This window comes from Microbispora triticiradicis, assembly GCF_005864065.1.
GTDB classification, from domain to species: domain Bacteria; phylum Actinomycetota; class Actinomycetes; order Streptosporangiales; family Streptosporangiaceae; genus Microbispora; species Microbispora triticiradicis.
In genome coordinates this window covers 1-23,077 of record NZ_VANP01000005.1, presented here as the reverse complement: position 1 = coordinate 23,077, position 23,077 = coordinate 1, and the positions used below count along the sequence as shown (strand labels likewise).

Here is a 23,077-nt window from a genome sequence, read left to right as displayed (position 1 = left end):
GACACTCACGGTGGCATGCCCACGATCGTCAGGATGTTCCCGATGGATCGCAGCGGATCATGAAGTAGAGGGGAAGCCGTGGAGTCGGGACTCAGGGTGGCGGTGTTCGGCGCGTACGGGCACACCGGACGGTTCGTGGTGGCACACCTGCTTGAGCGCGGGTTCGTGCCGGTTCCGTCCGGGCGCGACGCCGGCAAGCTGACGAAGCTGGCATGCGAGTCCGGGCTGGAGACCCGTCAGGCGTCCGTCGACGACCCCGCCTCGCTCGACCGCGCGCTGGCCGGCGTGGCGGCGGTGATCAACTGTGCCGGTCCCTTCGCCACGACGTCCGCCCCCGTGATCGAGGCCGCACTCCGCGGGGGGATCCCGTACGTGGACGTGGCCGCCGAGATCGAGGCCAACGCCGACACCTTCCGGAACTTCACGTACCGCGCCCGCGCCGCGGGAGCGCTGATCGTCCCCGCGATGGCCTTCTACGGCGGCCTCGGCGATCTGCTGGCGACGGCCGCGATGGGCGACTGGAGCTCGGCCGACGAGGCGCACGTCGCGTACGGGCTGAGTGGCTGGCACCCGACCGCCGGGACACGTGCCGCGGGTGCGGTCTCCGGGCAGCGGCGGGCCGGCCGGCGCGTCCGTTACCGGAACGGCCGGCTGGAGTACCACGATGACGACCTGCCGACCCTGGAGTGGCCCTTCCCCGGCCCGATGGGACCTCGAGCGGTCATCGGGGAGTTCACGATGGCCGACGTCGTCACCATCCCCAGCCACCTGTCCATCCCCGATGTGCGCACCTACATGACGGTGGAGGCGGCCAGGGACCTGTCGGCCCCGGAGACACCGGCGCCGGTTCCGGTGGACGAGCGTGGGCGGTCCGCGCAGACCTTCCTCGTCGACGTCGTCGTACGCTCCGGCGGGACCGAACGGCGCGCCGTGGCGAGCGGCCGGGACATCTACGCCGTCACCGCGCCGCTCGCGGTCGAGGCGGTCAGCCGCGTACTCACCGGACAGACCCGGGCCGTCGGCGTCGCCTCCGCCGGCGAGGTCTTCGACGCCCCCGGTTTCCTGCGCGCGCTGTCCCCGCACATATCCCTGGAACCGCGTCCGTAGCGAGCAAATCGTCCAAGTCGGCGTCATCGCCGCTCACAAGTGATGACCTTGACCGCTCTTTGTCGCTAGTGTTGCCGCGGACCTCTCACCCAAGGTGGTGTTCATGCGGCACTTCTTCGGGCTGCTCCTGGGCGTTGTCGTCGCGGCGGCTCTTCTCGTCGGTGGTGGATGGGCGTCTCAGGAGGCGGTGCGAGGGGCCGTGCAGAACGTGGACCCCGTCAGGGACACGCGGATGCTGATCGCCCTGGGTGTCATGGTCGTCGTCGGCCTGCTGCTCGGACTGGTGCTGGTCACCCGCGTGTCGCCGCTGTCGACGTTCGTCCCGTCGATGGCGCTGCTGGCGTGGACCGTGGTCTACCTCCTCGACGTGTCGCGCGCCGCGAGCCTGGTGCCCACCGGGCCCTCGGTGCACGCGGAGCTGCTGCAGGCCGGCCGGGGCTCGCTCACGCTGCTGTCGACCGGCGTGTACGCCCTGCTCGGCATCGCGTTGTTCCTCCCGGTGCTCATGCCGTCCCGCTGGTCCCGCCCGGAACGGGAGGAAGAGGAGGAGTACGAGGAGACCCTCGGCTACTGAGGTAGAGGTCGGTCACCACTTCCTCGATGGACGTCCGGCCGGGGACCAGCGCCCGCAGGTCGTCGAGTGTGCCGTCGAAGGCCAGACTGCCGTGGTCGATCAGCAGCACCCGCCGGCACAGCCGCTCCACGTCGCCGAGGTCGTGCGTGGTCAGCAGCACCGTCGTCCCGTGCTCCGCGTTGCGGCGCCGCAGGAAGTCGCGCACCTCCGCCTTGCTGACGACGTCGAGCCCGATCGTCGGCTCGTCGAGCACCAGCACGGCGGGGTCGTGCAGCAGGGCGGCGGCGATGTCGCCGCGCATCCGCTGCCCGAGGCTCAGCTGCCGCACCGGCGTCGTGAGGAAGCCGCCGAGATCCAGCAGGACGCAGAGCTCGTCCAGCCGGTCGCGGAACACCTTGCGATCTACTTTGTAAAGGAGCCGGTTCAGCTCCAGGCTGTCCCTCAGCGGCAGATCCCACCACAGCGTGGTCCGCTGGCCGAAGACGACCCCGATCCGGCGGGCGAGGGCCGTACGGCGCCGGGCCGGGTCGAGGCCGTCCACCCTGATCCGGCCCGAGGTGGGGGCGAGGATCCCGGTCAGCATCTTGATCGTGGTGGACTTTCCCGCGCCGTTCGGGCCGAGGCAGGCGACGAACTCCCCGGGCGCGACGTGGAAGGACAGGTCCCGTACGGCGTGCACGATCTCGCGGCGCACCCGGAAGACCCGGCCGAGCTCCGCCGCGTCGATCACTGGTCCACCTCGGTCATCTGGTCAGCTCCCCGTTGATCGGTATCGGCGGATTCCCGCCCGCCAGGCGAGCGCGGCCACGGCGGCCAGCGCGAGCGCGGCGGCGGGGGACAGCAGGCCCGTCCAGGACGGCAGGCCGAGGGGGTCGGGCCGGTCGAGCACGTACAGCCCCGGCCGCCAGTTGACGAACGCCAGCGGCAGCACGTACGTGAGGCCCTGCACGATGCGCGGGTCGTAGACGCTCAGCGGATACTGGTTGAGCATCGCCCCGCCGTAGGTGAACGCGTTGGCCACCTCGGGCGCGTCGGTGAGCAGGAACTGCAGCGCGCCGCCGAGGGTGAACATCGACGTGAAGATCACGATGCCTGAGACGACCATGACGGGCACCATCCAGGCCCTGCCGAGCGGTATGTCCAGCCGGGCCAGGGCGACGCCGAGCACCGCCGCCGCCATGACGACCCGGCCGATGCGGTGCGGCCCGAAACGGTCGGCGGCCACCTGCGCCCAGGTGGCGACCGGCCTGACCAGCATCACGTCGAGCGTCCCGGCCTTGATGTGCTGACTGATCCGGTCGACGTTGCCGAAGAGCATGTCGGAGGTCGCGAAGGCCAGTTCCGACGTGCCGTACAGGAACATGACCTCGGCCGGTCCGAACCCGGCCAGGGAGTCGGTGTTCGCGAAGATCACCCAGATTACCGCGATGTCGAGGCCGCCGATCACGAAGGCGCCCGCGGCCATGAGCGCGAACGAGACGCGGTACTGCGCGGCGGCGCGCGTCCAGGCCCAGACGAGCAGCGCGTACGTCCTGATCACCGGTGCTCACCCACCCTGGATCACGACCTTCCTGCGGGCGGCCCGCGTCAGCAGCGCCCCCAGTGTCAGCAGGACCGTCGCCCACAGCGCCTGGAAGGCCAGGGCGCGCACCGGCTCGGCCGTGCCGAGGTAGACGTCGGAGGGTGCCTGCGCCATCGCCGCCCACGGCAGGGCGCGGGTCAGCGAGCCGAACCATCCGGGAAAGATCGTCAGGGGCAGCATGAGCCCGCTGAAGAACGTCGTGAGCACCAGCGAGAGCGTGGCGAGACCACGGTCGTCCATAACCCAGCAGGACGCCAGCGCGACCAGGTAGCGCCACCCGAAGCTCACCACCACCCCGAGCGTCACGCTCGCCAGGAACGCGGCCGGGGCGCGCGGGGCGACGATGCCGAACAGCGCCGCGCCCGCGAGGGCGGGCGGGACGCTCCGGGCGAGGAAGAGGAACGCCGCCCGGCCCAGGTCCTCCGACAGGCACCACAGTTGCAGGGGCGCCGGTCGGACCAGGTCGAGCGCGACGTCGCCGCTGCGGATCCGCTGCGGCAGGTCGAGCCCGATACCGAACAGCTGCATCGGGCCGATGCACGCCTGGGTGAGAAAGCAGAAGGTCACGGCGTCCGCGACGGAGTACCCCCCGAGGCCCGGCCGGGCCTGCCACAGCGCGATCAGCACGTACGCGCGCAGCACCCCGAAGACGGTGTTGGTGAACGCCCCGGCCAGGGCCGCCGGCCAGTAGGCGGCATGCCTGCGGAAGCCGTACCAGGCCAGCCGGGGATAGAGGGGAAGCGCCGCGCCGCTCGTCAAACTCGCCTCCACGCCGCGCGTTTTGCGAAAACTTTACCCGGAGCCGCGACACTGGGGGACTGACGGCGTGAGCGTGGGGCAGCGGACCGTTTTCGAGCCGTTTTCGGGATCTCCGCATGGGGAACCCATGACCTGCGGATGTTACCTTGTCGTAACATCGTCGTAATGGGGATGAAACCTACCTACCGGTAGAACGGATTGCCTAACTGGGAACATCCCTTTTAGGAGGCTTGCATGGTAGATGAGCTTAATGTTGATATTCGTCCGGAATATCCGGTCAGCTGGCAGGCGGCCGCGATCAACGGCGTGCTCCGCGGCACCATGAAGCCGATCTCGACCCTACTCGTCCGCAACACCACGGGGATGGCGGTGGCCAGCCGGCTGATGTGCCTCGGTGAGCGCGTTCCCGGCATCCTGCCCGGCCACGTGTCCGTCGTCCCCGACGGCTTCGGCTCGTGCACGGGCGAGTGGGTGTACGGCGGGCCGTACCTGGACGAGCGGAAGGTGGTGCTCTACTTCCACGGCGGGGCCTACTTCGTCTGCTCCCCGGCGACCCACCGGCCGATCACCTGGCGGCTGTCGGCCGCCGCGGGCAGCCCGGTCTTCTCCCTCGACTACCGCCAGGGGCCCGTCCACACCCTCGCCGAGTCACTGGCCGACGCGCTTCAGGCGTACGAGTGCCTGCTAAACCTCGGGTACGCCGCCAAGGACATCCTGCTGGCCGGGGACTCCGCCGGGGGCCACCTCACCCTGGCCACCCTGCTGGCCCTCCGCGACCGAGGCATGCCCCTCCCCGCCGCCGGGGTCTGCCTCTCCCCCTGGACCGACCTCAGCGAGAGCCGCCGCCGCGTCAACGTCTGGTCCGACCCCATGCTCCCCGCGGGCCGCGTCGACTGGCTGGCCCGCCGCTGGACCGACGGCCTCGACTGCCGCGACCCCCTCGTGTCCCCCGTGTACGGCGACTACACCGGGATCCCCCCGCTGATGATCGTCACGGGCTCCACCGAGGTCCTGCGCGACGAGGCCCGCCGCGTCGCCCTCAGCGCCCGGGAGAACGGCGTGCAGGTCACCTACGAGGAGTGGACCCGCATGCCGCACATCTTCCCCCTCCTCGCCGACGTCCTCCCCGAGGGCCGCCTGTTCTTCGAGCACGTCTCCCGCTTCCTCGACGCCGTCCGCGACCACCACGCCACCGCCGCCCCCGAGGCCGCCTGACCAGCGGTCAGGGACGGAAGGCACTGCTGGGTCGGGCAAGATCTTTAGCAGTCGGCTTACGGCGTGGGTGAGAGGGATGGCTTCCTGTTCGATCCGGCGGAACGGGGTGGAGCCTGCGGTCGCGATGGTGTCGTACGCGATGCTCTCGGCTTCGGTGAGGTGCGGGAGGTTCGCCGGTGACGGCTTGATGGGGCGGCCTGCCCTGTCGTGGTTGACGCCGTGCTCGGAGTACTGGTGCAGGTCGGTGGCGTCCATGAGGATGGAGGCGACGGGCTTCGGCGGTGCGCCGTCGGGGGTGGGCTCGGCCAGTGCGGCGCGGAACCGGTCGAGGATCGTGTAGCCGTCCGCGTCGATGTCGCCCCAGTAGACGACATGGTCCGCCGCGCGGATCCACGGCACGTTCGCGAGCAGGGGAGCTGCGGCCTTGCCGCCGCCCTCGACCACGATCGTGTCCTTGACCGGCGGGAACCAGAGGCGGGAGTCGCGGTTCTCGACGACGAGGACCACGCGTGGGCGGTAGGCGATGTCGTGCACGTCACCGGTGGTCCAGGCGTCGTGCCTGCGGCGGCCGGACGCGGCGTGGTCAGGGTCGACGTAGGTCAGGTGCATGACGGTCGGCCGGGGCCGGACTTCCCCTCGTACATCGCGTCCGGCGACGTCGCGCAGTAATGCGCCGTGGGTGTCGAGCCATTTGGTGTGTATGCCGGGGACCGGGAGTTGCCGCAGAGTCCACGCGCCGGCGTCGGGGTGCCGGCGTAGCCAGGTCACGGCACTGACCAGAACCTCCATGTCGACGGCCGCAAGACGGCAGACGGCCCGGAGCGTGGCCGGGGTGAGGATCGCTCCGGCGGACCGCAGCGCCGACGCGAGCGCACGGGCACGGTCGATGTCCACGGCCAGAGGTTCGGCACCGGTACGGGCGTCGGCCATGAGCGAGACGGCGCCGTCCAGGTCCGCGATGAGCGTGGCGGGGAAGTCGCCGGAGACTCCTCGGATGGTCACCGCCTTAAGGACGAGTTCCACACCGGTGGGGAGCCGGCCGGCGAACTCGCGCCACTGCATGTGCCACTCGTGCCAGGCGGCGTGCCCGAGCCGCTCGACGGCCTTGCCCGTCGACACGCCGGGGCGGAGCGGAACGGAGAACACGACCTGGTCGCCGACACCGAGGCCCGCGCACACGGCTTCCGCCCACTTCTGGTCGATCTTGCGGCGGACGGCCTCGACGGCGTCCTTCGGGGTGACGAGTACGCTCATGCGTCCGGAACACCGACCAGGGGTTTCGCCCAGGACCGGCCCTGGGAGTTCTTGAGAATCAGGTACTCCGCGTCCACATGCGGCTCGATCGCGCTGTGCTTGTCGTTGGGGGCGCCGATGACGAGCTGGAAGCCGAGACCACGCCACGCGCCGATGGCCCGGCCGGTGAAGTGCGCGTCCGCCTTGATCAGCGCCTCGTCGAGGAAGACGGGGGCGTAGCGGGGGCGGTCGGCACCCGCGTCGCCCAGTTGGTACCGCAATGCGGCCCCGACGATGAACGCGACCAGCTCCTGCGATTCGCCGCCGGACTTCTCGCCGATGTGGTCGTACACAGCGACGTGTCCACCCTCGAGATCGCGTTTCTCGGCACTGATCCGAACATGGTTGCGCACGTCGACGAGGTCGGCGAAGTCGGGCGCGGTGCGTCGGATGCGGTCGATCACCTTGGCCATCCGGTGATAGGCGCGCTCCCGGTCCTCGTCCGTCGCCGCCTGGTCGATGAAGGCGCGTACTTCGCGCAGTTCCTTGCGGAACCGGGCACGCACCGTGGAGTGGCTCTCCTGCGGGTCGATGCGCAGCCGGTGCCTGTCGTCGGCGAACGGCAGTTCGGCGAGGATGCGGTTGACCGGGTCGATCCGGTCGCGGATCTCCCGGACAGCGGCGGCGAGTTCGCTGTCCAGGCCGGTCAGGTCGTTGCCGGACAGTTTGAGCAGGCTGTCCCGCCACTCGATCTCCAGTTCGTGCAGCCCGCTGGTCTCCAGGTCGGTGAGCAGGCGATCGAAGTCGCGGTACGAGTCGTCCGCGTCGATGCCGAGGTTCGGGTTCGGCCAGCGCTCGACGAACGTCGAGAACGTGTCGAGCAGCGCCTTCTTCGACCTGCCGATCGCCTCCGCCGCGGCCTGCCGGTCGGCGCGGAGCCGCTCGGCGGCCCGTTTCACCGCCGCGTCGAACTCCGCGAGCGCCCCCGCCGGGGCGGTGCCGTCCGGGTCGCTGCCGAACAGCGCCTCCAGGTAAGCCCGATGCTCCTGACCGACATCAGTGCCTGTCTCCGCGGCCGTGTCGAGGGCCTGCTGTGCGCGGTCCACCTCGTCGACGGTCGCCTGCCAGGACTCACCGAGTATCCGCACGTTCTCCTTCTGCCGGCCGACGCGTTCGGTCAGTTCCCTGGCCTGCTCCTTTAGTTCGTCCACTTGGCGCTGCATCTGGTCGATGCGCGGATCGCCTGCGCGGATTTCGTCGACGATGCGCTTCCAGCGGTCCCGTTCCGCCGTGACGGACTCGACGTCCACCTGGTCCCAGGACAACTCGGTCAGGATCTGGTAGGCCATGCGTCTGGTTTCGACCGAGTCGAGGTCCTCCTCCGCCTTCGTCGCCCGGGCGACGGCCTCGTCACGGCGTTCCCGCGCAAGGCTCATCCGGTTCTCAAGGTCGGCAAGCAACCTGGTGTTGGTGAAACCGAGCAGGTTGGCGCGGCCGTGGCCGCCGTGCGCGCCCCGACCGCTCTCCGACGTCTGGCCAGTGATCGTGAGTGCCTTGGGGTACTGCCCCAGCAGCCTGGGCGTCTCGACGCAGACGAAGTCGAACCGCCGGGCCAACTCGCTCTTGAGCCAGGGGGTGAACGGCGACGGCCGGTAGTCGAGCCGGCCGGGCAGCGTCTTGTCGTTCAGCCCGACCTCGTCCCGCAGACCGGTACGCACGCCCTCGAACTGGATACGCCGGGCGGTCGGCACCGCGTTGATCGCCTCACGGAACGAGTTCAGCCGGCCGATGTCGATCAGCATCCGCGTGGCGAATCCGCCGAGCGCCAGGTTGAACGCCTCGCGCCACGGCTCGAACTCCGTCCGCACCTCGATCAGCTCGCCGACGAACGGCAGGTCGTCCGGGCTGAGCCCGGCGGCCTCGGCCAACGCCGCGCGAGCCACGTGCAGCTCGGTCGGGATGTTGCCCCGCCGGTTCTCGACCGCCTTGTGCTCGGCGAGCAACCCGGCCAGCTCGCGGTCGGCGTCCTTCTTCTCCGACCTCGCGTCGGCGAACCGCTCATGGACGGCCCTCCTGGCGTCGGCGTCGGCCAACGACCGATGCGCCGTCTCGACCAGTGCGGCGAAGTCATCGCCGTTCGACACGCCGGCGCCGATCGTGGCGAGCGCCCGGTTCAGCCGCTCCCGCGAGCGTTCGACATCGGCCAGTCGCTGCTCCACGCCGCGGATCTCCCGGAGTGCGGTGTCCAGGCGATCACCACCGGACGCGCGAAGCGTGTCAGCCACCCCATCACGCTGTACTTCGGTCGCCTTGACCAGGGCGGTGGTCTCCGACAGTTCGTCCTCGGCTCGGCGGTGCCGCTCAGCCAGGTCCTTCTCAGCGGCGCGCAGCAGGTCGAGGCGGCGTTCATGACGCCACAACGCGGCAGGAGACGACGTGTCGGCGAACGATCCGACCTCGTCGATGAGGCGCGACCGGTCCACTGCCTCGTCGATGGTGCGCCGGTGTTCGCGGATCGGGGTCAACGCCTTCACCTGCTGGCGGGCGGTGATCATCCTGGTCCGGGTGCCGGACAGTTCGTCGAACTGCTGCACCACCGCGTCCGCCGTGGCCAGTGTGGACGGCTCCTCAAGGACCATCGTCTTGTAGAGAGCGTCGACGGTGGTGATCTGCTGACCGGCCTGGATCCGGCCCAGCAGCGCGACCGCCTTGTGCCCGTCGCCCGCGGCGCCGATACCGAGCGTGGTGTGGAGACGCGCGGTGAAATCGCGGTCGGTGTCGAAGCACTTCAAGCCGGTCGCCTCGACCTCGGCACGGGCGAGCTTCTTGTTCGCCGGGCCTTCCAGCGTGCGCAGATCGTACGAGCGGTCACAGGTGGCGCGCACCGCCACGACTTCGTCGAGGCTGCGGGCGGACGACAGGACGTACCAGGCCCGGAGCGCGGTGAACTCGGCGCCGGTGTGGTCGGCCCATGTCATCGCGATGGCGGACCAGGTGTCGCGGCCGTCCCCGCGCAGCACCCGCGACCTCGTCTCGCCGTCGGTCCGGGACTCGTCGAGCTTGCCGCGCGCGTAGGAGAGGATGTTGCGCTGGTCCTTGCCCCGGGGCCTGCCGACCACCCCGCCGTTGGAGGCCCCGTTGAAGGGAGTCGTGTGCGGCATGAGCAGCGCGATGTAGGAGTCCATCAGCGTCGACTTGCCGGATCCGGAACCTCCGCTGAACAGGGTGGCGCCAGGTGCGAGCCGCAGGTGGTGATATCCGTCGTAGCCGCCCCAGTTGACCAGTTGCAGGGCCCGCGCCACCCACTGCTGGCCCCGTGACGCCGCCGGGATCAACCCGAACAGCGTGTCGATCATGCTCACGCCGTGGCCTCGTTCTGTCCGCGCAACCACTGCTCCAGTTCGGCGAGCCTCGCGGTACTCAGCACGACCTCCACCATCGGGGTGATCCGATAACGGCCTGCGGACTCCTCCGTGAGCAGACCTTCGGTGACCAGCCGCTGCACCGCGTTGCGGACCTCCTGCTGGCCGCGGGCCAGATTGTGGTCGTTCGGATCGAAGTAGGTCAGCACGGTCTGCTCCAGCTCCTCGATGTCCACCCTCACGGACGCCTCGCCCGTGCCGCGCTCCCGTTGGAAGACGGTCCGCAGGTGCACCAGCACCAAGGTCTCGGCCCGGGTGTAGGGGTCGTCCTTGAGCAGGATCGGCACGTCCAGTTCCGCCGAGCGCACCTGCTGCTTGTAGGCGACGCCTCGGTCGTGGTCGACCACGAGCCGGACGAACAGGTCGTGCATCCGCGATTCGATGATCTGCTGGTTCTCCAGCAACGTGCGCCACTGCGCGGGGTTCTTCTCGGCCAGCAGGAACCTGCGCCGCAACAACTGGACCAGCACCCGCCGCACGTCCGCGTCCAGCGTGCCCGCGTCGCCGGCGTACAACTCGGCCGGATCGTCCTCCATCGAGATCGGGTCGATGAACCCGGTCCGCGTGCCCGCCGACCAGCCGTCGTCGGCGCCGTCCGGCTCACTCATCGCCACCGCTCCTGTCCGCGTTCGCCGGGTTCGCCGCCACCACACCGCCGAGAGCGAACCGTCGCCGGGTCCGGTCGGGCCGGACCGTGTCGACCACCGCGACCTCGGCCGTCTCGGTCATCCCGGCGTCGTGGGCGATTTCCAGCAGGCCGAGCAGGTCGACCGGCCGCCGGATGTCCTCGCCCGCCGCTCGGAACGCGGCTATGACGTCCACGCTGTCCGCGTCACCCGCGAACGACGCCAGGTGCGCGCGCAACTCGGCGTACCGAGGGCCACCCCATGCCCGGGTGTCCGCGGCCGGCATGTCCTCGGCCTCGTCCCATTCCGCCAACGGCGCGGGCGGCTGTGGTGGCCGCAGGTCGCTCGTCCGCTGCCGCAGGTTTCCGACATCGGCAACCGGCAGGCGACGGAGCGGCTCGACGGCCTCACCGCGGCGTGAACCGGGAACCCACTTGTGGAGACCGGACATCACGTCCCTCAGGAGCTCGTCCACCTGGCGATCCCGCATCGGATCGTGGTTGCGGACCTGAGTGGTGATCACATGGGATGCCTGCCGCTGCGCGGTCAGCACCTCCTTGACGCCCTGCTCGATCCGGCGTGAGATCTCGGTGAGCTCCCGCCGCTGCTGCTCCGGCAGCAGACCGGTGAACCGGTGCCGCAGCACCGTGCGCAGCTGGTTCCACAGGTCCTCGATCTGCGCCGGGTCGCCGATCAGACGCAACGCCCCCGCGAACGCACGGCCCTCCGGTGTCGCGTCCAGGATGCGCCGGCCGCGGGCCAGGTACTCGCGGAGCACCTCACCGGTCGGCCGCGCATCGTGCCGCAACTCCGCGACGACGTCGCGCTGGATGGCTTTGATCGACTCCGCCACACGGGCGAAGTCCGCAGGCAGTTCCCGCGCCAGGTGCAGCACGTTCTCGGCCGCCTCGAGCAGCTGCTCGTCCTCGACGGTCTCGACGACGCCACCCTGCTCAAGCCGGGTGAGCTCCTTCTGACGGTGCTGGATCTCCTCGTGGAGGCGCGATATCCGGGCCATCACGTCCGGATCGGCGTCCTGCGCGAGTCGCTCGATCGCCTCCAGCAGGGTCCTGACCCGGGACTCCGACACCCTGGTCCGCGCTCCGCCGACCCGCCCGGCGACCTCGAGCGCACCGACGCCGTACGCGGACAGCCGGTACACCTCGACGTCGTCGTCGGACACCTGCCGCACCAACCAGCCGGCCTGCACCCACTGCCTGCACAGGTCCCGTGCGTTCCCGGTGGGCAGCGGCTGGTTGTCCTCGTCGCCGTAGCCCGCGGCCCGCAACTGGTCGAGAGCGTCGTTGATCTCCGCGTGCGAGTCCGCCACCGCCACCCTCGGCCGCTCCGCGGTGAAGACCATCGCCAACACCGTCACGACGAACGGCGCGTGCGTCTGGTGGAGCAGGGCGAGCATCGGATTCTGGAACGCCCGGAGCGCGCCCTGGTAAGCGCCTTCTACACCTCGTGTACCCATCGCCATGTAGCGTACGACCGGGGTACGACAAGGGGCGCCTGCGCCGAGATTCGGTACGTGCCCCTGGTCAGACACGTCGCAAATCTACGGCGCTCTCACCTGCGATTTTCTCGGTCGTCTCGTCGTTGAAGCCCGCGTCGAGGTGGCCAAGAGACCGCCGCCTGGCTCGCCGAGCAGGGCTTTCCCACGCTGAGGCCGCTCGACGTGCCCCAGCCAGTGATAGTCGATGCCCATACCAACAACCTTCTCCCTCATCCCGAAGGTGGCTGGGTGCTCATCGACTGGGACTCCGTCGGCCTCGGCCCGCCCGCATACGACTTCATGCCCATCTACCTGCGCCCCCCGCTTCGCCTACCCGCACTCGTTATGGCACGGCTTCTGTACGGCCTAGGAAACCGACCCAGTGGAGGACGGCGACCTGAACCTGGCACAAATTCGCGGGTTCGCAGGCTCAGCGCCTTCATCCGCGGCGCCCGAACACAACCCGGCCGCCCGCAAGGAGCTGCTCAACCGGCTGTTCTCCCTCATGACAGCAGACAGCGCACGCGGGTGGAATGCACTCTGAACCGATGGGGGCCGCAGCGGCCGCGACGTGCCCCCATTCACGCTGTTCCCGGGTGGAGTGGGATGTTCCGCATGGGAAGATCGATTCCTCGAAGCGGCTGGCGCAATCGAGGGAGGGGGTGCGGGCGTCATGGTAGAAGCCAGAGACATCCATGGCATGCCGCCTCATGGTGGGGCTGTTTACCGCCTGAACTCGTCGGCTGTGTCGTCGAGTGTGGATCGTATGTGTCCACCCCTCCGGGGTCGGTGTGCACCTGACCGACGGGCACGTCAACGTACCTCGTGTGACGGATGGCCTGTTCGCAGTTGCAGAGACTTCACGTCTTATCGGCGAAATCCGAAGGGGTCTCATCCTTTCTATAGAGCCGAGCAGGCAGCCTACCCTCACCATCCGTCCATCTCAATTTTGTTCCTGATGCTTGTGCCGGTGAAGCACTTGGCCGAGACGATGTTTGACACTGATGTGCTACGCCTATTCGAGTGGTTTGGGTGGCGATGGAATTTGAGCTGGCGCGTCATGACTGGCCGACGCTCGGCAGTCCGTACTCAGATGCGGTTACTCTTCCGGAGGCAATCCGGGAGTTGTGTACTTCGTCTGAGCGCGGGGCGGCTGAACTGGCTGTTCGCAGGATAAATCGGGTTCTGCCGACAGGCGAGAAGTTGTCGGAAGCGTCGGTGGCGACGGCGTCGGCGCTTGTGCATGGGCTCTGGCGTTGCGACGAGACCGTGATTGATCTCGCTCTCGGCTTGCTTTGCGATATTGCAGCTGGATTCGAAGAGGATGAGTCGGAAGGTGGGCGTTATTCGGCGGTCCATCTGCAGTGCCTAAATGAGGTCTCGCTTGGCTTCAGTATGTATGCGGAGATACTTGAGACGGGTTCGAATATGGACGCGCGAACAGCTTGCATCGATTTGATCACGGCGTGCGGGCTTTTCGATAGAGGTATGACCGAACGAGCGGTCTTCTTCTTGGAGTCGGTATCCAGCCTTCCTGATATGCGTGGGTGTGATGCGGTCGTTCGAAACTCTCTTTCTGATTTGAGGGAGCGGCTGTGAGATGACGGAGCCTGCTTGCGGCGGCACTGTCGCTTGATCGCTCCTCGTGACAATGTGGTGGCCGCGTGGGTCGCTGAAGCGAAGGCCGAACTTGAGAAGCGCCGGCAGTCTCCAAAGGTCACGATCCTTCCTGGCGATCCCCTCGCTGAACGCTTCGCCGCAGGCGTGGCGCGCCCCGGTTGCAGTGTGGCGGATGTGGCCCGTGCAACGGATGCAGCCGTTGCGGCGACCCGTGCGGCGAGCGCGGCCCGTGCGGCGGCGGACGCGGCCCGTGCGGCAGCCCGTGCAACGGACCCGACACGCACGGCGGCGGTCCATGCGGCGAACACGGCGGCCCTTCGGGCGGCCCATGCGGCGGACGCGGCGGAGATCGTGGCGTATCGTGCGGCCCACGCGGTGGACATGGCAGAAGCTGATATGGAGGCGGCGGCGATCGAGGCGCTGAGGGCCGCGGTCGTTGCGCTGCAGGCTACCGCGAAGGTGGGGCGGCGGCTCCGCAACAACCCGCAGGGGCGGGTGGTACGGCGGGGCCGGTGGCGCGGGGAGGGCTCGCGGCGTCTGGTGCAGGCGGCGTGCGTGCTGCTGCCGACCGGGGCGCGGGAGCGGTACCGCGAGGAGTGGACCAACACCTTGGCCGAGCTCGGCACCCGGCGGGCCCGGGCTCGCTTCGTGGTCTCTCAGCTGCGTGGCGCCGTGAGCATGGGGTGGGTCTTGCGCCGCAAGGCGCCCGGGCATCGGGTGGTGGGGTGATGGGCAGGGCGGCCGCAGTGCTGGGCGGCGGCGGGACGCTGGCGGCGGCCGCGGTCTCGCCCTCGGCCGCGGTGGCGCTCGGGGTGGTGGCCCTGGCGGTGCTGCTGATCGTAGCAGGTGTGGTGTTTCACTCCTCCGAGGCGCCGGTGCGGCGGTTCGAGCGGCTGATCAAGGCGGTGCGCCCGGCCGCCGGCCCCTTCCGCAAGAGCGTCGGCGGGCGGCGCGTCGTCGCGGGGGATGTCCGCGTCCACCCAGCTCGTGATCGTGTCCGCCAGGATCCGGTAGAGCATGCTGGCACCTCCCGCCCCAAGGATCGGGTCCAGCCGAGATAGCGGGAAAACCGGCCATGAGTCGATCTTGACGCCAGTTCCCCATGCAGACGTACGGTCAGCGGTCAACCGTGATCAGTTTGAGGGCGTCTTCCTTGTCCTTGTCGGACGGCAAGCTGTACCGCCGGGTGGTCTCCAGGCGGGCGTGGCCGAGGATCTCGGCGACCAGGACCAGGTCGGCCTTGCCGCGAACCAGCGTGGTGGCCAGCGTGTGGCGCAGGACGTGCGCCGCGGTGGGGTCGTCCAGCCCGGCTGTGCGGGCGATCTCGGCGATGATGCCGCCGGCGGCGCGGGCGCTCAGCCGCCCGCCCTTGGCGTTGGGAAATAGCGCTCGGTTGTCGTCGGCGCGGGGCCAGTTGGGGCGTTCATCCAGCCAGAGTTGTAGCTCGGTGCGGAGCTTGGGGTGGATATCGACCTCGCGGAACTTGCCGCCCTTGCCGTACAGGCGCAGCTTGCCCTTGCGGGGCCGACATCTGGACGTCGTCGACGTCGAGGTGGACAACCTCGCTGATGCGGGCGCCGGCGTAGTACGGGATCAGCGCGATGCACCGGCCACGGGGCGACAGATGCGCCTCCACGGCGCGCAGCCAGCGGATGCGGGCGCGTTCCTCCAGGGCGCGGGGCGCGTTCTTGGGCAGGTCTTCGCGGGCGATGTCGGCCTTGCCAAGGCCCCGGCGGGTGCAGAAGTCGTCCAGCGCGGTGAGGGTGGAGTTGACGTACACGCGGCTGCGCCTGGCGGGGCCGTCGCGCAGCAGCCACATCCGGTAGTCGCGCACGGCCCAGTCACGGGCCTGGCGGTCGGTCAGGGGATCGGCGGTGTAGGTGGCGGTGTAGTCGGCCAGCCAGGCCAGGAACATGCGCACGCGGGAGCGGTAGGTGCGCCGGGCGCCGCCCCTGCCACAAGGTTTGTGCCGAGCGCGAGCTCGCCGCCAGGCCGTAACCGGTCGCGGCCGCTCACCGCGTGGCCCTGGCCGCGCTCGCCGCACCGCATGGGCCTGGTGATCGATGCGCTCGGTAACACATGGTAATGATTCAGTGGCACACGGTACCCGGCAAGGGTGCACCAGCCTCGAAGCCGCGAACAGATACGGAGATCCTCCATGCGGGCAGCAACCACACGAACCCACACTCGATCCAGATGGTCAATCGCCGTCGTCAACGCGGCCGTCGGCAGCGCGCTGTTGACGGCCCTCATGGCCGCGCCGGCTCACGCTGGCGGAATGCCGAACGTCTCCGGCAAAGCCCGCGCATCCGCAGCCACCGTGCCCTCCCGATCGGGAGGGCAGGAATGGGTCCAGACCGGCCCGCTCACCTTCAGCCACACTCTCACCGGCGCCAACAATGTCTACGAGAAGGTCTCCGAGGTTCCGGCGCTCACGATCCCCTTTCCCGGCGTGTGGGAGATCTCCTATCACGCCCGCACAGCGACCTACCCAACCGCGAACACGGCACTGTGGGTCACCACAGCGCTGTTCAAGAACGGCGGGCTCATCCCCGGAAGTGAGGCACTGTCCGGCCTCCTCACCTCGAACGTCCCGGGAACCCAGAACACCATCGGGCAGACGGTCACCGACACCTTCGCCGCCGGGGACGCCGTGACGCTCCACGCCTTCCGCATCGGGCAGGCCGGCACCGCCGCCGTCTACAGCAACTCCGACGGACGGACCACAGTCACGGCGCACTGGGTGAGCCCAACCTGAGCCGAACCAAAGCGTTGCCTGCCACGGCACCACACGGGGTCTGACTAGCCGCCGACGGCCGCAGCGGAGAGACCGGGAACGACGGACGGCCATCGTTCCCGGATCTCGTCGGCGTCACTCGAACCGATGAACAAACGTTGCTGCTACCGACGGACACAATCACCCGCCGGAACATCACCCCGAAGACTTCCTGCATGTACTGGGTAGGCGGGAGATTGTCATGTAGTCCAGCGGGAGCCCAGACGAGACCGCGTAGACCTACCGGGACCGCGGCGGCACCACGGCGGGGCGGTTGCTACCTGGCCTGCTTGGTGATGCTCGGCGTCGCGGCCGAGCAGGTCTTTGTCGAGGCCCATCTACATGGCCGCCGGGCACCCGCCTCCCGGCCCGGGACCGCCACTTGACCGTCCACGTCGCCTTCACGCAGGGGACAGGCATCTATCACTGTGACGCCAGTGACGCATGCTCGCCAATGTTGATTACTTAAGGTCATCATTCGCGACTCTGGGTGACATCCGTTTCCGGTTGGAGGATCATGCCTGTCCCCGTGCGGCGCACCCTGGCGACCATCGCGGCGCTCCTGGCCGCCACTGTTGTCAGCGGATACGCCGCCGCCCCGACCGCAGCATCGGCGTCATCCGTCCCGACCGCCGAAGGTCCGCTACTGCGGGAGGCGGTGCAGAGCCTGCCGGTGGCGGTGGAGGAACGCACCGGCTACAAGCGCGCCAGCTTCCGCCACTGGATCGACGCCGACCACGACGGCTGCAGCACCCGCGCAGAGGTCCTGATCGACGAGGCGCTCAGCCCGCCAGACATTGGCCCCGGCTGCGTGCTGGCGGGCGGAACCTGGCACTCCTACTACGACGACCAACTCATCGATAATGCCTCCGAACTGGACGCTGACCACCTCGTCCCGCTGGCCGAGGCATGGGACTCGGGCGCCCACGCCTGGAGCCCGGCTCAGCGCGAGGCATACGCCAACGACCTGGACGAGCCGTACCACCTGGTCGCGGTCACCGCGCAGCAACCGGCAAAAGGCAGACAAGGACCCCGCCCAGTGGCTGCCCCCGCATGAGCCGGCCCGCTGCCGGTACGCCGCCGAATGGACCGCGGTCAAACTCCGCTGGCGGCTGTCGGCGGACCCCGCCGAAAAGGACGCCCTGGCCGCCCTCGCCCGCGCCTGCCCCGACCAGCCGATTCCCAGCCCGGACCGCTGACCCCTCGGCCACGCAGCCAAGGACCGGTGACCCGGCAACGAAAGGAACCCCGTGCGCATCAGTACTGCCACCACCGCCGTACTCGCCGTCACCACCTGCCTGGCAGGCGGCCTGGCGCTTCGACCGACACCGGCCTCAGCCGCGCAGGCCCCCGACCACGACGTGATCAACAAGACCAGCGGAGGCCGGCTGGCCCTGTACGGTGACAGCACCGCGGAGGGGGCGATCGCCATCACCCTGCGGGACCCCGCGTGGAAGTACCGCACCGAGGTGTGGGAGCAAGACGCCAAATGGCAGGCTGACGAGGCCGGCACATGGACCGTCGTGCTGAAAAATCAGGCCGCCAACAAGTGCCTGCAGCCCGCGGACGCCGCCTCGCAGCGCGGCACCGCCATCGTGGTCAAGAACTGCGACGGGTCAGACCTGCAAAAATGGATCCTGGCGGGCGAGAAGGTCGACGGCAAGTACACCGGCTGGTGGGTATGGCGGCCGAAGGTCAACAAGAACGTGGCTATCACGCTGAACCGTTACAACGACGGCAGCTGGGACACCCTGCACCTGGGCACCGCCTACCCCAGCGCCGACCGCCTGTGGCGGATCGCCCCCAACGACGAGCCCTGGCATCTCTGAGGCAGGCCGTTGTCGGCCTGTTCTTTCGGATGAGGCCCTCACCGCTTCGGCGGTGAGGGCCTCGCTTTTACCCGGCTGGGCCAGGGGCCCCAACGGCCCCGTGGCCGCGGAATGCCAGGGGTACCAGGCCGGGCCGCAACGGCTGTCGGCGGAGTCACGGGGCGTCGTCCCGTACCGGGAGGCTCCGCGGCCGCCGTGGCGAACGGCTCGGTCGGCGGGTGGCCCGGTGAGGTCACCAACGACGAGCCGCCATTCTGACCTTTTGGCTGTTTTGTCGGGCTGGAAATTACCCCCGGGGATGTGCGTGCAGCAGGTAACGGCGCGCTTTGCGCTATCACCGGGTGATCACGATCGGCCATCGCTGTGGTGGAGGTCGGGTGCCGGTGGTTGGGGATGGGTCAGCGTTGCGGGATGAGGCGTTGGCGATGGCTTCCCCGGGCCGTCCTGGCAGTGCTGGGTGTGGCGGTGCTGGCCGGCCTGGTGTGGGTGCTCGGCCCGGGCGCGGCGTGGGTGCTGGTGCACTTCGACGGGGTCACGCTCACCGGCAAGGATCTGGCGGGTGCGCTGGACGCGATCCGGGGGCGGGCGCTGGCGATCACGACCGGGCTGGTCGCTCTGGTGGCGGTGTACTACACCGCGCGCAATGCCGACACGGCCCTCCGCTCCCGAACACGTCCCCAGCCGCCAGGTAGCGGGCCCAAGGCATCCCGGTCAAGCACGAGGACGCTGCCCGGCTGTGGCTTCTCGGCATAGCCGTACTGCAAGAAGCGATGCCCATCCCCAGCCCACGAACGCCAGCAGGCGAAGAAGGAGGCTCAGGGGCTGCGGGTGCTCGCCGCCTTGCGACAGTACGCCGGAGAGTACATAGATCGTCGGCAGGACCGCCCCGGTCACCGCGCATGAGATCGCCCAGCGTCGATCGGCCAACGCCGCGAACCGCCGGGTGAACACGAAGCAAGCTGCGATCAGGGACACCAGCACCACGAAGAAGCCGAAGCCGTGCAGTACGTAGCTCACGCTGGTTTCGGTGGGTATGCCGGATGGCGCCCCCGCCGGATAGCCCCACCCGGGTGCTGTGCGAAAGACGCCAGCGATGATGAGGCCGGCTCCGAATGCGCCGATCAACAGTGGCCCCCATGTCCCTCCGCGATCCGGGTGGAGTAAGCGCATCATGCCCACGGCGAATGCGCCATAGAGCAGTCCGGTGACGATGAAATTGGCTATCTGGACCCATCCCAAGTCGCCCAGGCTGAGCAGGCTGAGCGGTTGCCGTCTGGGGTCGAAGCCGGGACGCGTGTAGTCCTGGATCAGGATCAGAGCGATGAACAGGGGGCCGGCGACAACACCGCATGTCAATAGGGCTCTGGTCAGTCTCATCCTCTACCTCCTTAGCAGTGCTAAGGGACCATGCTTCCTTAGCACTGCTAAGCTGTCAATCGATGAGCGAGATCAAGCGCCCGCCGCTCAGCAGACACGCCCTGATCGAAACGGCGCTTAGCCTGCTTGACGAGGTCGGGCTGGACAGGCTGACCGTGCGGAGGCTCGCCAGCGAGCTGGGAGTGCAGTCCCCGGCGCTCTACTGGCATATCCGCAGCAAGCAGGAACTGCTCGACGGCATCGCCGACGCGATCATCTTGGCTGCCGGGATGGGCCCGCCAAGCGATGGCGAGGCCTGGCAGGACTGGCTCGCCCGGCGTGCCCGCGCCTACCGCCGCTCGCTCCTGGCCCACCGCGACAGCGCCCGCATCGTCGCCACTGCCACTCGGCTAAGCACCGAGACGCTCAAGCTGTTCGAGCAGGAGTTGTCCGCCCTGGTCGCGCAAGGCCTCACGCCGCTGTCCGCCCTGCGCGCGATTACCGCATGCACGCAGTACGTCAATGGCTTTGTGCTCCAGGAGCAAGCCGCCCGCCCTCCGGCCGACGATCTCCTGCCGCTGTTGGAGCAGGCGCCCACGCTCCTCAAGGCGATTGGCGAGGGCGGTGCGGCGTACAGCGAGGAGACTTTCGAACACGGCCTGTGTGCCCTGATCAACGGCCTGGACAGCTGATCGATACGCGCTGGCTCTCGGACAGGATGACCTGTCGGGATTAGAAGATTTAACGACACCCTCTGATCGAGCCTCGCAAGCCCTCTCGAAAATCGGACATCGAGCGACGAACCGTGACGCCGGATGGCCGATTCCGCACACGAATTGACGACAGGATTTCCGACAGAAGAATCGGGCTCCAGCCCTTCCCGAGGAGAGCCTGGTGCAGATCGTCTACTCCCGCGTCTCCACCGCGGCCCAGTCCCTGCTGCGGCAGCGCCACATCCTCACCGAGGCAGGCCTTCTCGTGCGCACCGAAGGCGTCGCCGAGGGATTCCGGCCAGCCGACGGCGTCCTCCTCTTCGAGGACCCCGCCACCACCTCCAAGATCCCCGCCCTCGACCGGCCCGCGTTCGGCAAGATCGCCGCCAAGGCGCACCCGGGCGACACCCTGACGGTCTCGGAGCTGTTCCGGCTCTGCCGCGACCTGCTCGACATCCACGCCGTCCGCAATTGGTGCCAAGCCCGCGGCGTCGCCCTGCGCGTCCTGTCCGGACCACTGTCGAACTTCCACGACCTCGCCGCAGGCGACGCCACCACCGCCGTCATCATCAACGTGATCACCGCTGTCGGCCAGTTCCAACGTGACATCCAGAACGAGCTCACCGTCGAGGGGATCGCCGCCGCCGAGGCCGAAGGCCGCTACCGCGGCCGGCCGCCCGCGCTGGACGGTGACCGGCGAGAGGACGTGCGGGCGGCCTTCCACGAGGGCGCCTCGATCGCGGCCCTGGCACGGGCTCATGGGGTGAGCCGGGCGGCCGTGCGAACCGCCCTGGCCGACCTGCTGCCCGGCCAGGGCGTCCTGCCTCGGCCATCGGCGTGATCGACTGAAGGGTCAGGCGACCAGGTCGAGGTCAAGACGGCGGCCCATATCGATGTCGATGGTGCCGTAGAGGTTGGCGTTGGACCAGAACAGTGGCGAGAGTCCTCGCTTGTCGGCGTCGGTCATCTTCTTCCGCCAGGCGGGGTCCTTGAGGACGGACTGAACCAGCAAGGTGTTGATGAAGACCAGCGCCGACTGGAGCAGGTGAAGGCTGAGCATGGAGACCTCCTGATGCTCCTCGCCGCGGTGCTCGCCCTGGTGTCGGACGGGGGCGGGCAGGAGCCCAGCCGTGCAGGGCGAGGGGGCGGCTTCGGTGAACAGGTCATGATCTTCTTGGGATTTTCAGCACTCCAGACGAACACGCGGCCGCGTCCTTGATCGCGATTTGGTTACTGATCGTTATTGTCTGCTGCGAGGCGTAGCGACGCGTCGGTGTGCTCGAACACCCTGGGGTCAGGTGGTCGAACTTGGCATCGCCTCTTACATCCGCTTTGAACATTGGATCAACGATGCGCAGACCGTTTTTCCTGGCCGCAGCCGCCAGCCTGGCCCTTGGCCTGATGACAGCGACTGCCCTGCCGGCGCTGGCCGACACCGCTGACACCGTCGTCACCTTCACCATCACCGGCGGCTCTTTGACCATCAGCGCACCGGCCTCGGTGAACCTGGGATCGGTGGTATCGGGCGCCACCAGCATCTCTGGGCAGATAGGCCCGGTCACGGTGACCGACCAGCGCGGCACCCTGAACGGCACCTGGACCGCCACCGCTATCAGCACCGACTTCACCACCGGCGGAGCCACCCCACACGAGACGATCCCCAATATCAACGTCACCTACTCACCCGGCCCGGCCACCGCCACCACCGGCACCGGCACCTTCACCCCCGGCCCAGGCGGCATCATCAACGTGCCGCGGGTGGCGTTCACCGGAACCGAATTGCAGGGGAACAACTCTGCGACCTGGAACCCGACGTTGACGATCAACATTCCGTCCGGGACCGTCGCGGGAACCTACACCGGCACCGTCACCCACTCAGTCGGCTGACCAAAACCGATCCCACAGCGACCGTGCGCCTTCACAACATCGCCGCTGGGCTGCTGATGGCCGGGGCCTTGACCTCGGCCACCAGCACGCTCACCACTCCCGCGCCGCCTGCGCCTGTGGCGCACTCCAGTACGGGCTGGATCGGGATCCGCCTGGTCGACGCGCCAGTCGAACTGCGCGCCGACTCCCGGGCCCGCCGCTACATCATCGACCACCTGGCGCCGGGGACGGTCATCCATCGACGGCTGGAGGTGTCCAACACCACTCGCTCGCCCCAGCATGTCGCGCTGTACCCGGCCGGAGCACAGATCCAGCAGCACAAGTTCCAGTTCGCCCCCGGCCACACCGCCAACGAGCTGTCCACCTGGACCAGCATCAACCGGCACGAGGTGATACTGGCCCCGCACACCCGCTCACTGGTCACCGCCACCGTCACTGTGCCCAAGGACGCCGCGCCGGGCGAGCACTATTCGATGATCTGGGCCGAGATGACCAAAGACCCGCCGCCTGGCGGAGGCGTGCGGGAGATCAACCGTGTCGGCATCCGCATGTACCTGTCGGTCGGCGGCGGCAACCCGCCAGCGGCGGACTTCACCATCGACTCCCTCACCGCCCAGCGCGCGCCTACCGGGCAGCAGATCGTGTCAGCGCAGGTGCGCAACACCGGCGGCCGCGCCCTGGACCTCAGCGGCGAACTGAGCCTGTCAGGCAAAAGCCTGCACGCGGGCCCGTTCACCGTGCAGACCGGGACCACGCTCGCGCATGCACGTAGACCTGTTTCGGGAAAGTCCAGAAACTCTTCTCACACGCGCGCATAGACCTGTCCGGGAAGTTCAGGAACTCCCGTCATCTGGGACGACTCCCCGCTCTGCCAGGTCGT

24 protein-coding genes and 1 pseudogene are annotated in these 23,077 nt (G+C 68.7%); 15 read left to right on the top strand and 10 right to left on the bottom strand.

All coding sequences use genetic code 11. The features are described 5' to 3' along the window. Positions 1–78 precede the first annotated feature (78 nt). Together FED44_RS14370 and FED44_RS14365 are read left to right on the top strand one after the other, a co-directional pair. A complete protein-coding gene (locus FED44_RS14370) occupies positions 79–1,107 on the top strand; it encodes a saccharopine dehydrogenase family protein (RefSeq protein WP_138460982.1) in 1,029 nt (342 codons plus the stop codon). 103 nt (positions 1,108–1,210) lie between these two features. Continuing rightward, positions 1,211–1,681 (top strand): hypothetical protein, encoded by a 471-nt coding sequence (locus tag FED44_RS14365; protein ID WP_138460981.1) that lies wholly within the window; start codon positions 1,211–1,213, stop codon positions 1,679–1,681. Here FED44_RS14365 and FED44_RS14360 read toward each other — a convergent pair. The 3 genes from FED44_RS14360 to FED44_RS14350 are packed head-to-tail and all read right to left on the bottom strand — an operon-like array spanning position 1,611 to position 4,034. Beyond that, entirely contained in the window at positions 1,611–2,411 is an 801-nt protein-coding gene (locus FED44_RS14360) for an ABC transporter ATP-binding protein (RefSeq protein WP_138460980.1), read from the bottom strand. The two genes, FED44_RS14365 and FED44_RS14360, sit on opposite strands and share 71 nt — an antisense overlap. A 21-nt stretch (positions 2,412–2,432) precedes the next feature. Next, positions 2,433–3,221, bottom strand: a complete 789-nt coding sequence (locus FED44_RS14355) for an ABC transporter permease (protein WP_111701221.1) — start codon at positions 3,219–3,221, stop codon at positions 2,433–2,435. A 6-nt stretch (positions 3,222–3,227) separates the two neighbouring features. Continuing rightward, positions 3,228–4,034: an ABC transporter permease gene (locus tag FED44_RS14350; RefSeq protein ID WP_244301924.1), complete on the bottom strand. Its 807-nt coding sequence runs from the start codon at positions 4,032–4,034 to the stop codon at positions 3,228–3,230. 222 nt (positions 4,035–4,256) lie between these two features. Between FED44_RS14350 and FED44_RS37305 the strand changes: the two genes are divergently transcribed. Further along, positions 4,257–5,237 (top strand): alpha/beta hydrolase fold domain-containing protein, encoded by a 981-nt coding sequence (locus FED44_RS37305; RefSeq protein WP_138460979.1) that lies wholly within the window; start codon positions 4,257–4,259, stop codon positions 5,235–5,237. A gap of 63 nt (positions 5,238–5,300) precedes the next feature. Here the strand turns inward: FED44_RS37305 and FED44_RS38440 are convergent. From FED44_RS38440 to FED44_RS14325, 4 genes and pseudogenes are all read right to left on the bottom strand, one after another. Further along, positions 5,301–6,491 (bottom strand): annotated as a pseudogene (locus FED44_RS38440) (Wadjet anti-phage system protein JetD domain-containing protein); the annotation flags it as partial. After that, a complete protein-coding gene (locus tag FED44_RS14335; RefSeq protein WP_244301999.1) occupies positions 6,488–9,826 on the bottom strand; it encodes an ATP-binding protein in 3,339 nt (1,112 codons plus the stop codon). The gene FED44_RS14335 and the pseudogene FED44_RS38440, both read right to left, overlap by 4 nt. A gap of 2 nt (positions 9,827–9,828) precedes the next feature. Beyond that, positions 9,829–10,500, bottom strand: coding sequence for a DUF4194 domain-containing protein (locus FED44_RS14330; protein ID WP_138460977.1), 672 nt, complete (start codon positions 10,498–10,500; stop codon positions 9,829–9,831). Then, the gene (locus FED44_RS14325) at positions 10,493–11,995 is read right to left on the bottom strand and encodes a DUF3375 domain-containing protein (RefSeq protein WP_187406062.1); all 1,503 of its coding nucleotides are present in this window, start codon (positions 11,993–11,995) and stop codon (positions 10,493–10,495) included. The genes FED44_RS14330 and FED44_RS14325 overlap by 8 nt, the downstream gene beginning before the upstream one ends. A gap of 204 nt (positions 11,996–12,199) precedes the next feature. Here FED44_RS14325 and FED44_RS38435 point away from each other — a divergent pair, with 204 nt between their 5' ends. The 4 genes from FED44_RS38435 (at position 12,200) to FED44_RS14305 (ending at position 14,697) form a co-directional block, all read left to right on the top strand. After that, positions 12,200–12,817, top strand: coding sequence for a phosphotransferase family protein (locus tag FED44_RS38435; RefSeq protein WP_167521472.1), 618 nt, complete (start codon positions 12,200–12,202; stop codon positions 12,815–12,817). A 237-nt stretch (positions 12,818–13,054) separates the two neighbouring features. Next, the gene (locus FED44_RS14315; RefSeq protein ID WP_133306021.1) at positions 13,055–13,615 is read left to right on the top strand and encodes a hypothetical protein; all 561 of its coding nucleotides are present in this window, start codon (positions 13,055–13,057) and stop codon (positions 13,613–13,615) included. Positions 13,616–14,017: 402 nt separating this feature from the next. After that, positions 14,018–14,365, top strand: a complete 348-nt coding sequence (locus FED44_RS35785; protein WP_167521471.1) for a hypothetical protein — start codon at positions 14,018–14,020, stop codon at positions 14,363–14,365. Further along, positions 14,365–14,697, top strand: coding sequence for a hypothetical protein (locus FED44_RS14305; RefSeq protein ID WP_138460975.1), 333 nt, complete (start codon positions 14,365–14,367; stop codon positions 14,695–14,697). Before FED44_RS35785 ends, FED44_RS14305 begins: the two co-directional genes overlap by 1 nt. A gap of 55 nt (positions 14,698–14,752) precedes the next feature. On the opposite strand, the gene FED44_RS14300 is transcribed toward FED44_RS14305, so the two are convergent. Then, positions 14,753–15,196, bottom strand: a complete 444-nt coding sequence (locus FED44_RS14300) for a tyrosine-type recombinase/integrase (protein WP_138460974.1) — start codon at positions 15,194–15,196, stop codon at positions 14,753–14,755. Between the two features lie 760 nt (positions 15,197–15,956). Between FED44_RS14300 and FED44_RS14295 the strand changes: the two genes are divergently transcribed. From FED44_RS14295 to FED44_RS14280, 4 genes are all read left to right on the top strand, one after another. After that, entirely contained in the window at positions 15,957–16,394 is a 438-nt protein-coding gene (locus FED44_RS14295) for a hypothetical protein (protein ID WP_138460973.1), read from the top strand. A gap of 547 nt (positions 16,395–16,941) precedes the next feature. Further along, on the top strand, positions 16,942–17,469 hold the full coding sequence (locus FED44_RS36400; RefSeq protein WP_316246891.1) for a DUF1524 domain-containing protein: 528 nt from the start codon (positions 16,942–16,944) through the stop codon (positions 17,467–17,469). 193 nt (positions 17,470–17,662) lie between these two features. Continuing rightward, positions 17,663–18,241: an RICIN domain-containing protein gene (locus FED44_RS14285; RefSeq protein ID WP_138460972.1), complete on the top strand. Its 579-nt coding sequence runs from the start codon at positions 17,663–17,665 to the stop codon at positions 18,239–18,241. Between the two features lie 411 nt (positions 18,242–18,652). Beyond that, positions 18,653–18,994, top strand: coding sequence for a hypothetical protein (locus FED44_RS14280; RefSeq protein ID WP_138460971.1), 342 nt, complete (start codon positions 18,653–18,655; stop codon positions 18,992–18,994). Here the strand turns inward: FED44_RS14280 and FED44_RS14275 are convergent. Continuing rightward, complete coding sequence (locus tag FED44_RS14275) at positions 18,953–19,618, bottom strand: DUF998 domain-containing protein (protein WP_138460970.1); 666 nt, start codon at positions 19,616–19,618, stop codon at positions 18,953–18,955. The two genes, FED44_RS14280 and FED44_RS14275, sit on opposite strands and share 42 nt — an antisense overlap. 62 nt (positions 19,619–19,680) lie before the next feature. Between FED44_RS14275 and FED44_RS14270 the strand changes: the two genes are divergently transcribed. Together FED44_RS14270 and FED44_RS14265 are read left to right on the top strand one after the other, a co-directional pair. Beyond that, positions 19,681–20,289, top strand: coding sequence for a TetR/AcrR family transcriptional regulator C-terminal domain-containing protein (locus FED44_RS14270; RefSeq protein ID WP_111701231.1), 609 nt, complete (start codon positions 19,681–19,683; stop codon positions 20,287–20,289). A gap of 202 nt (positions 20,290–20,491) precedes the next feature. Continuing rightward, positions 20,492–21,151 carry a recombinase family protein gene (locus FED44_RS14265; RefSeq protein ID WP_117408152.1) on the top strand — a complete coding sequence of 220 codons (660 nt, stop codon included), beginning with the start codon at positions 20,492–20,494 and terminating at the stop codon, positions 21,149–21,151. 12 nt (positions 21,152–21,163) lie between these two features. On the opposite strand, the gene FED44_RS14260 is transcribed toward FED44_RS14265, so the two are convergent. Beyond that, positions 21,164–21,430 carry a transposase gene (locus tag FED44_RS14260; protein WP_262367410.1) on the bottom strand — a complete coding sequence of 89 codons (267 nt, stop codon included), beginning with the start codon at positions 21,428–21,430 and terminating at the stop codon, positions 21,164–21,166. 230 nt (positions 21,431–21,660) lie between these two features. Between FED44_RS14260 and FED44_RS14255 the strand changes: the two genes are divergently transcribed. Both FED44_RS14255 and FED44_RS14250 read left to right on the top strand, forming a co-directional pair. Continuing rightward, positions 21,661–22,197: a hypothetical protein gene (locus FED44_RS14255; protein WP_111701234.1), complete on the top strand. Its 537-nt coding sequence runs from the start codon at positions 21,661–21,663 to the stop codon at positions 22,195–22,197. 23 nt (positions 22,198–22,220) lie between these two features. Then, entirely contained in the window at positions 22,221–23,015 is a 795-nt protein-coding gene (locus FED44_RS14250; RefSeq protein WP_138460969.1) for a peptidase, read from the top strand. The last annotated feature ends 62 nt before the right edge of the window (positions 23,016–23,077 follow it).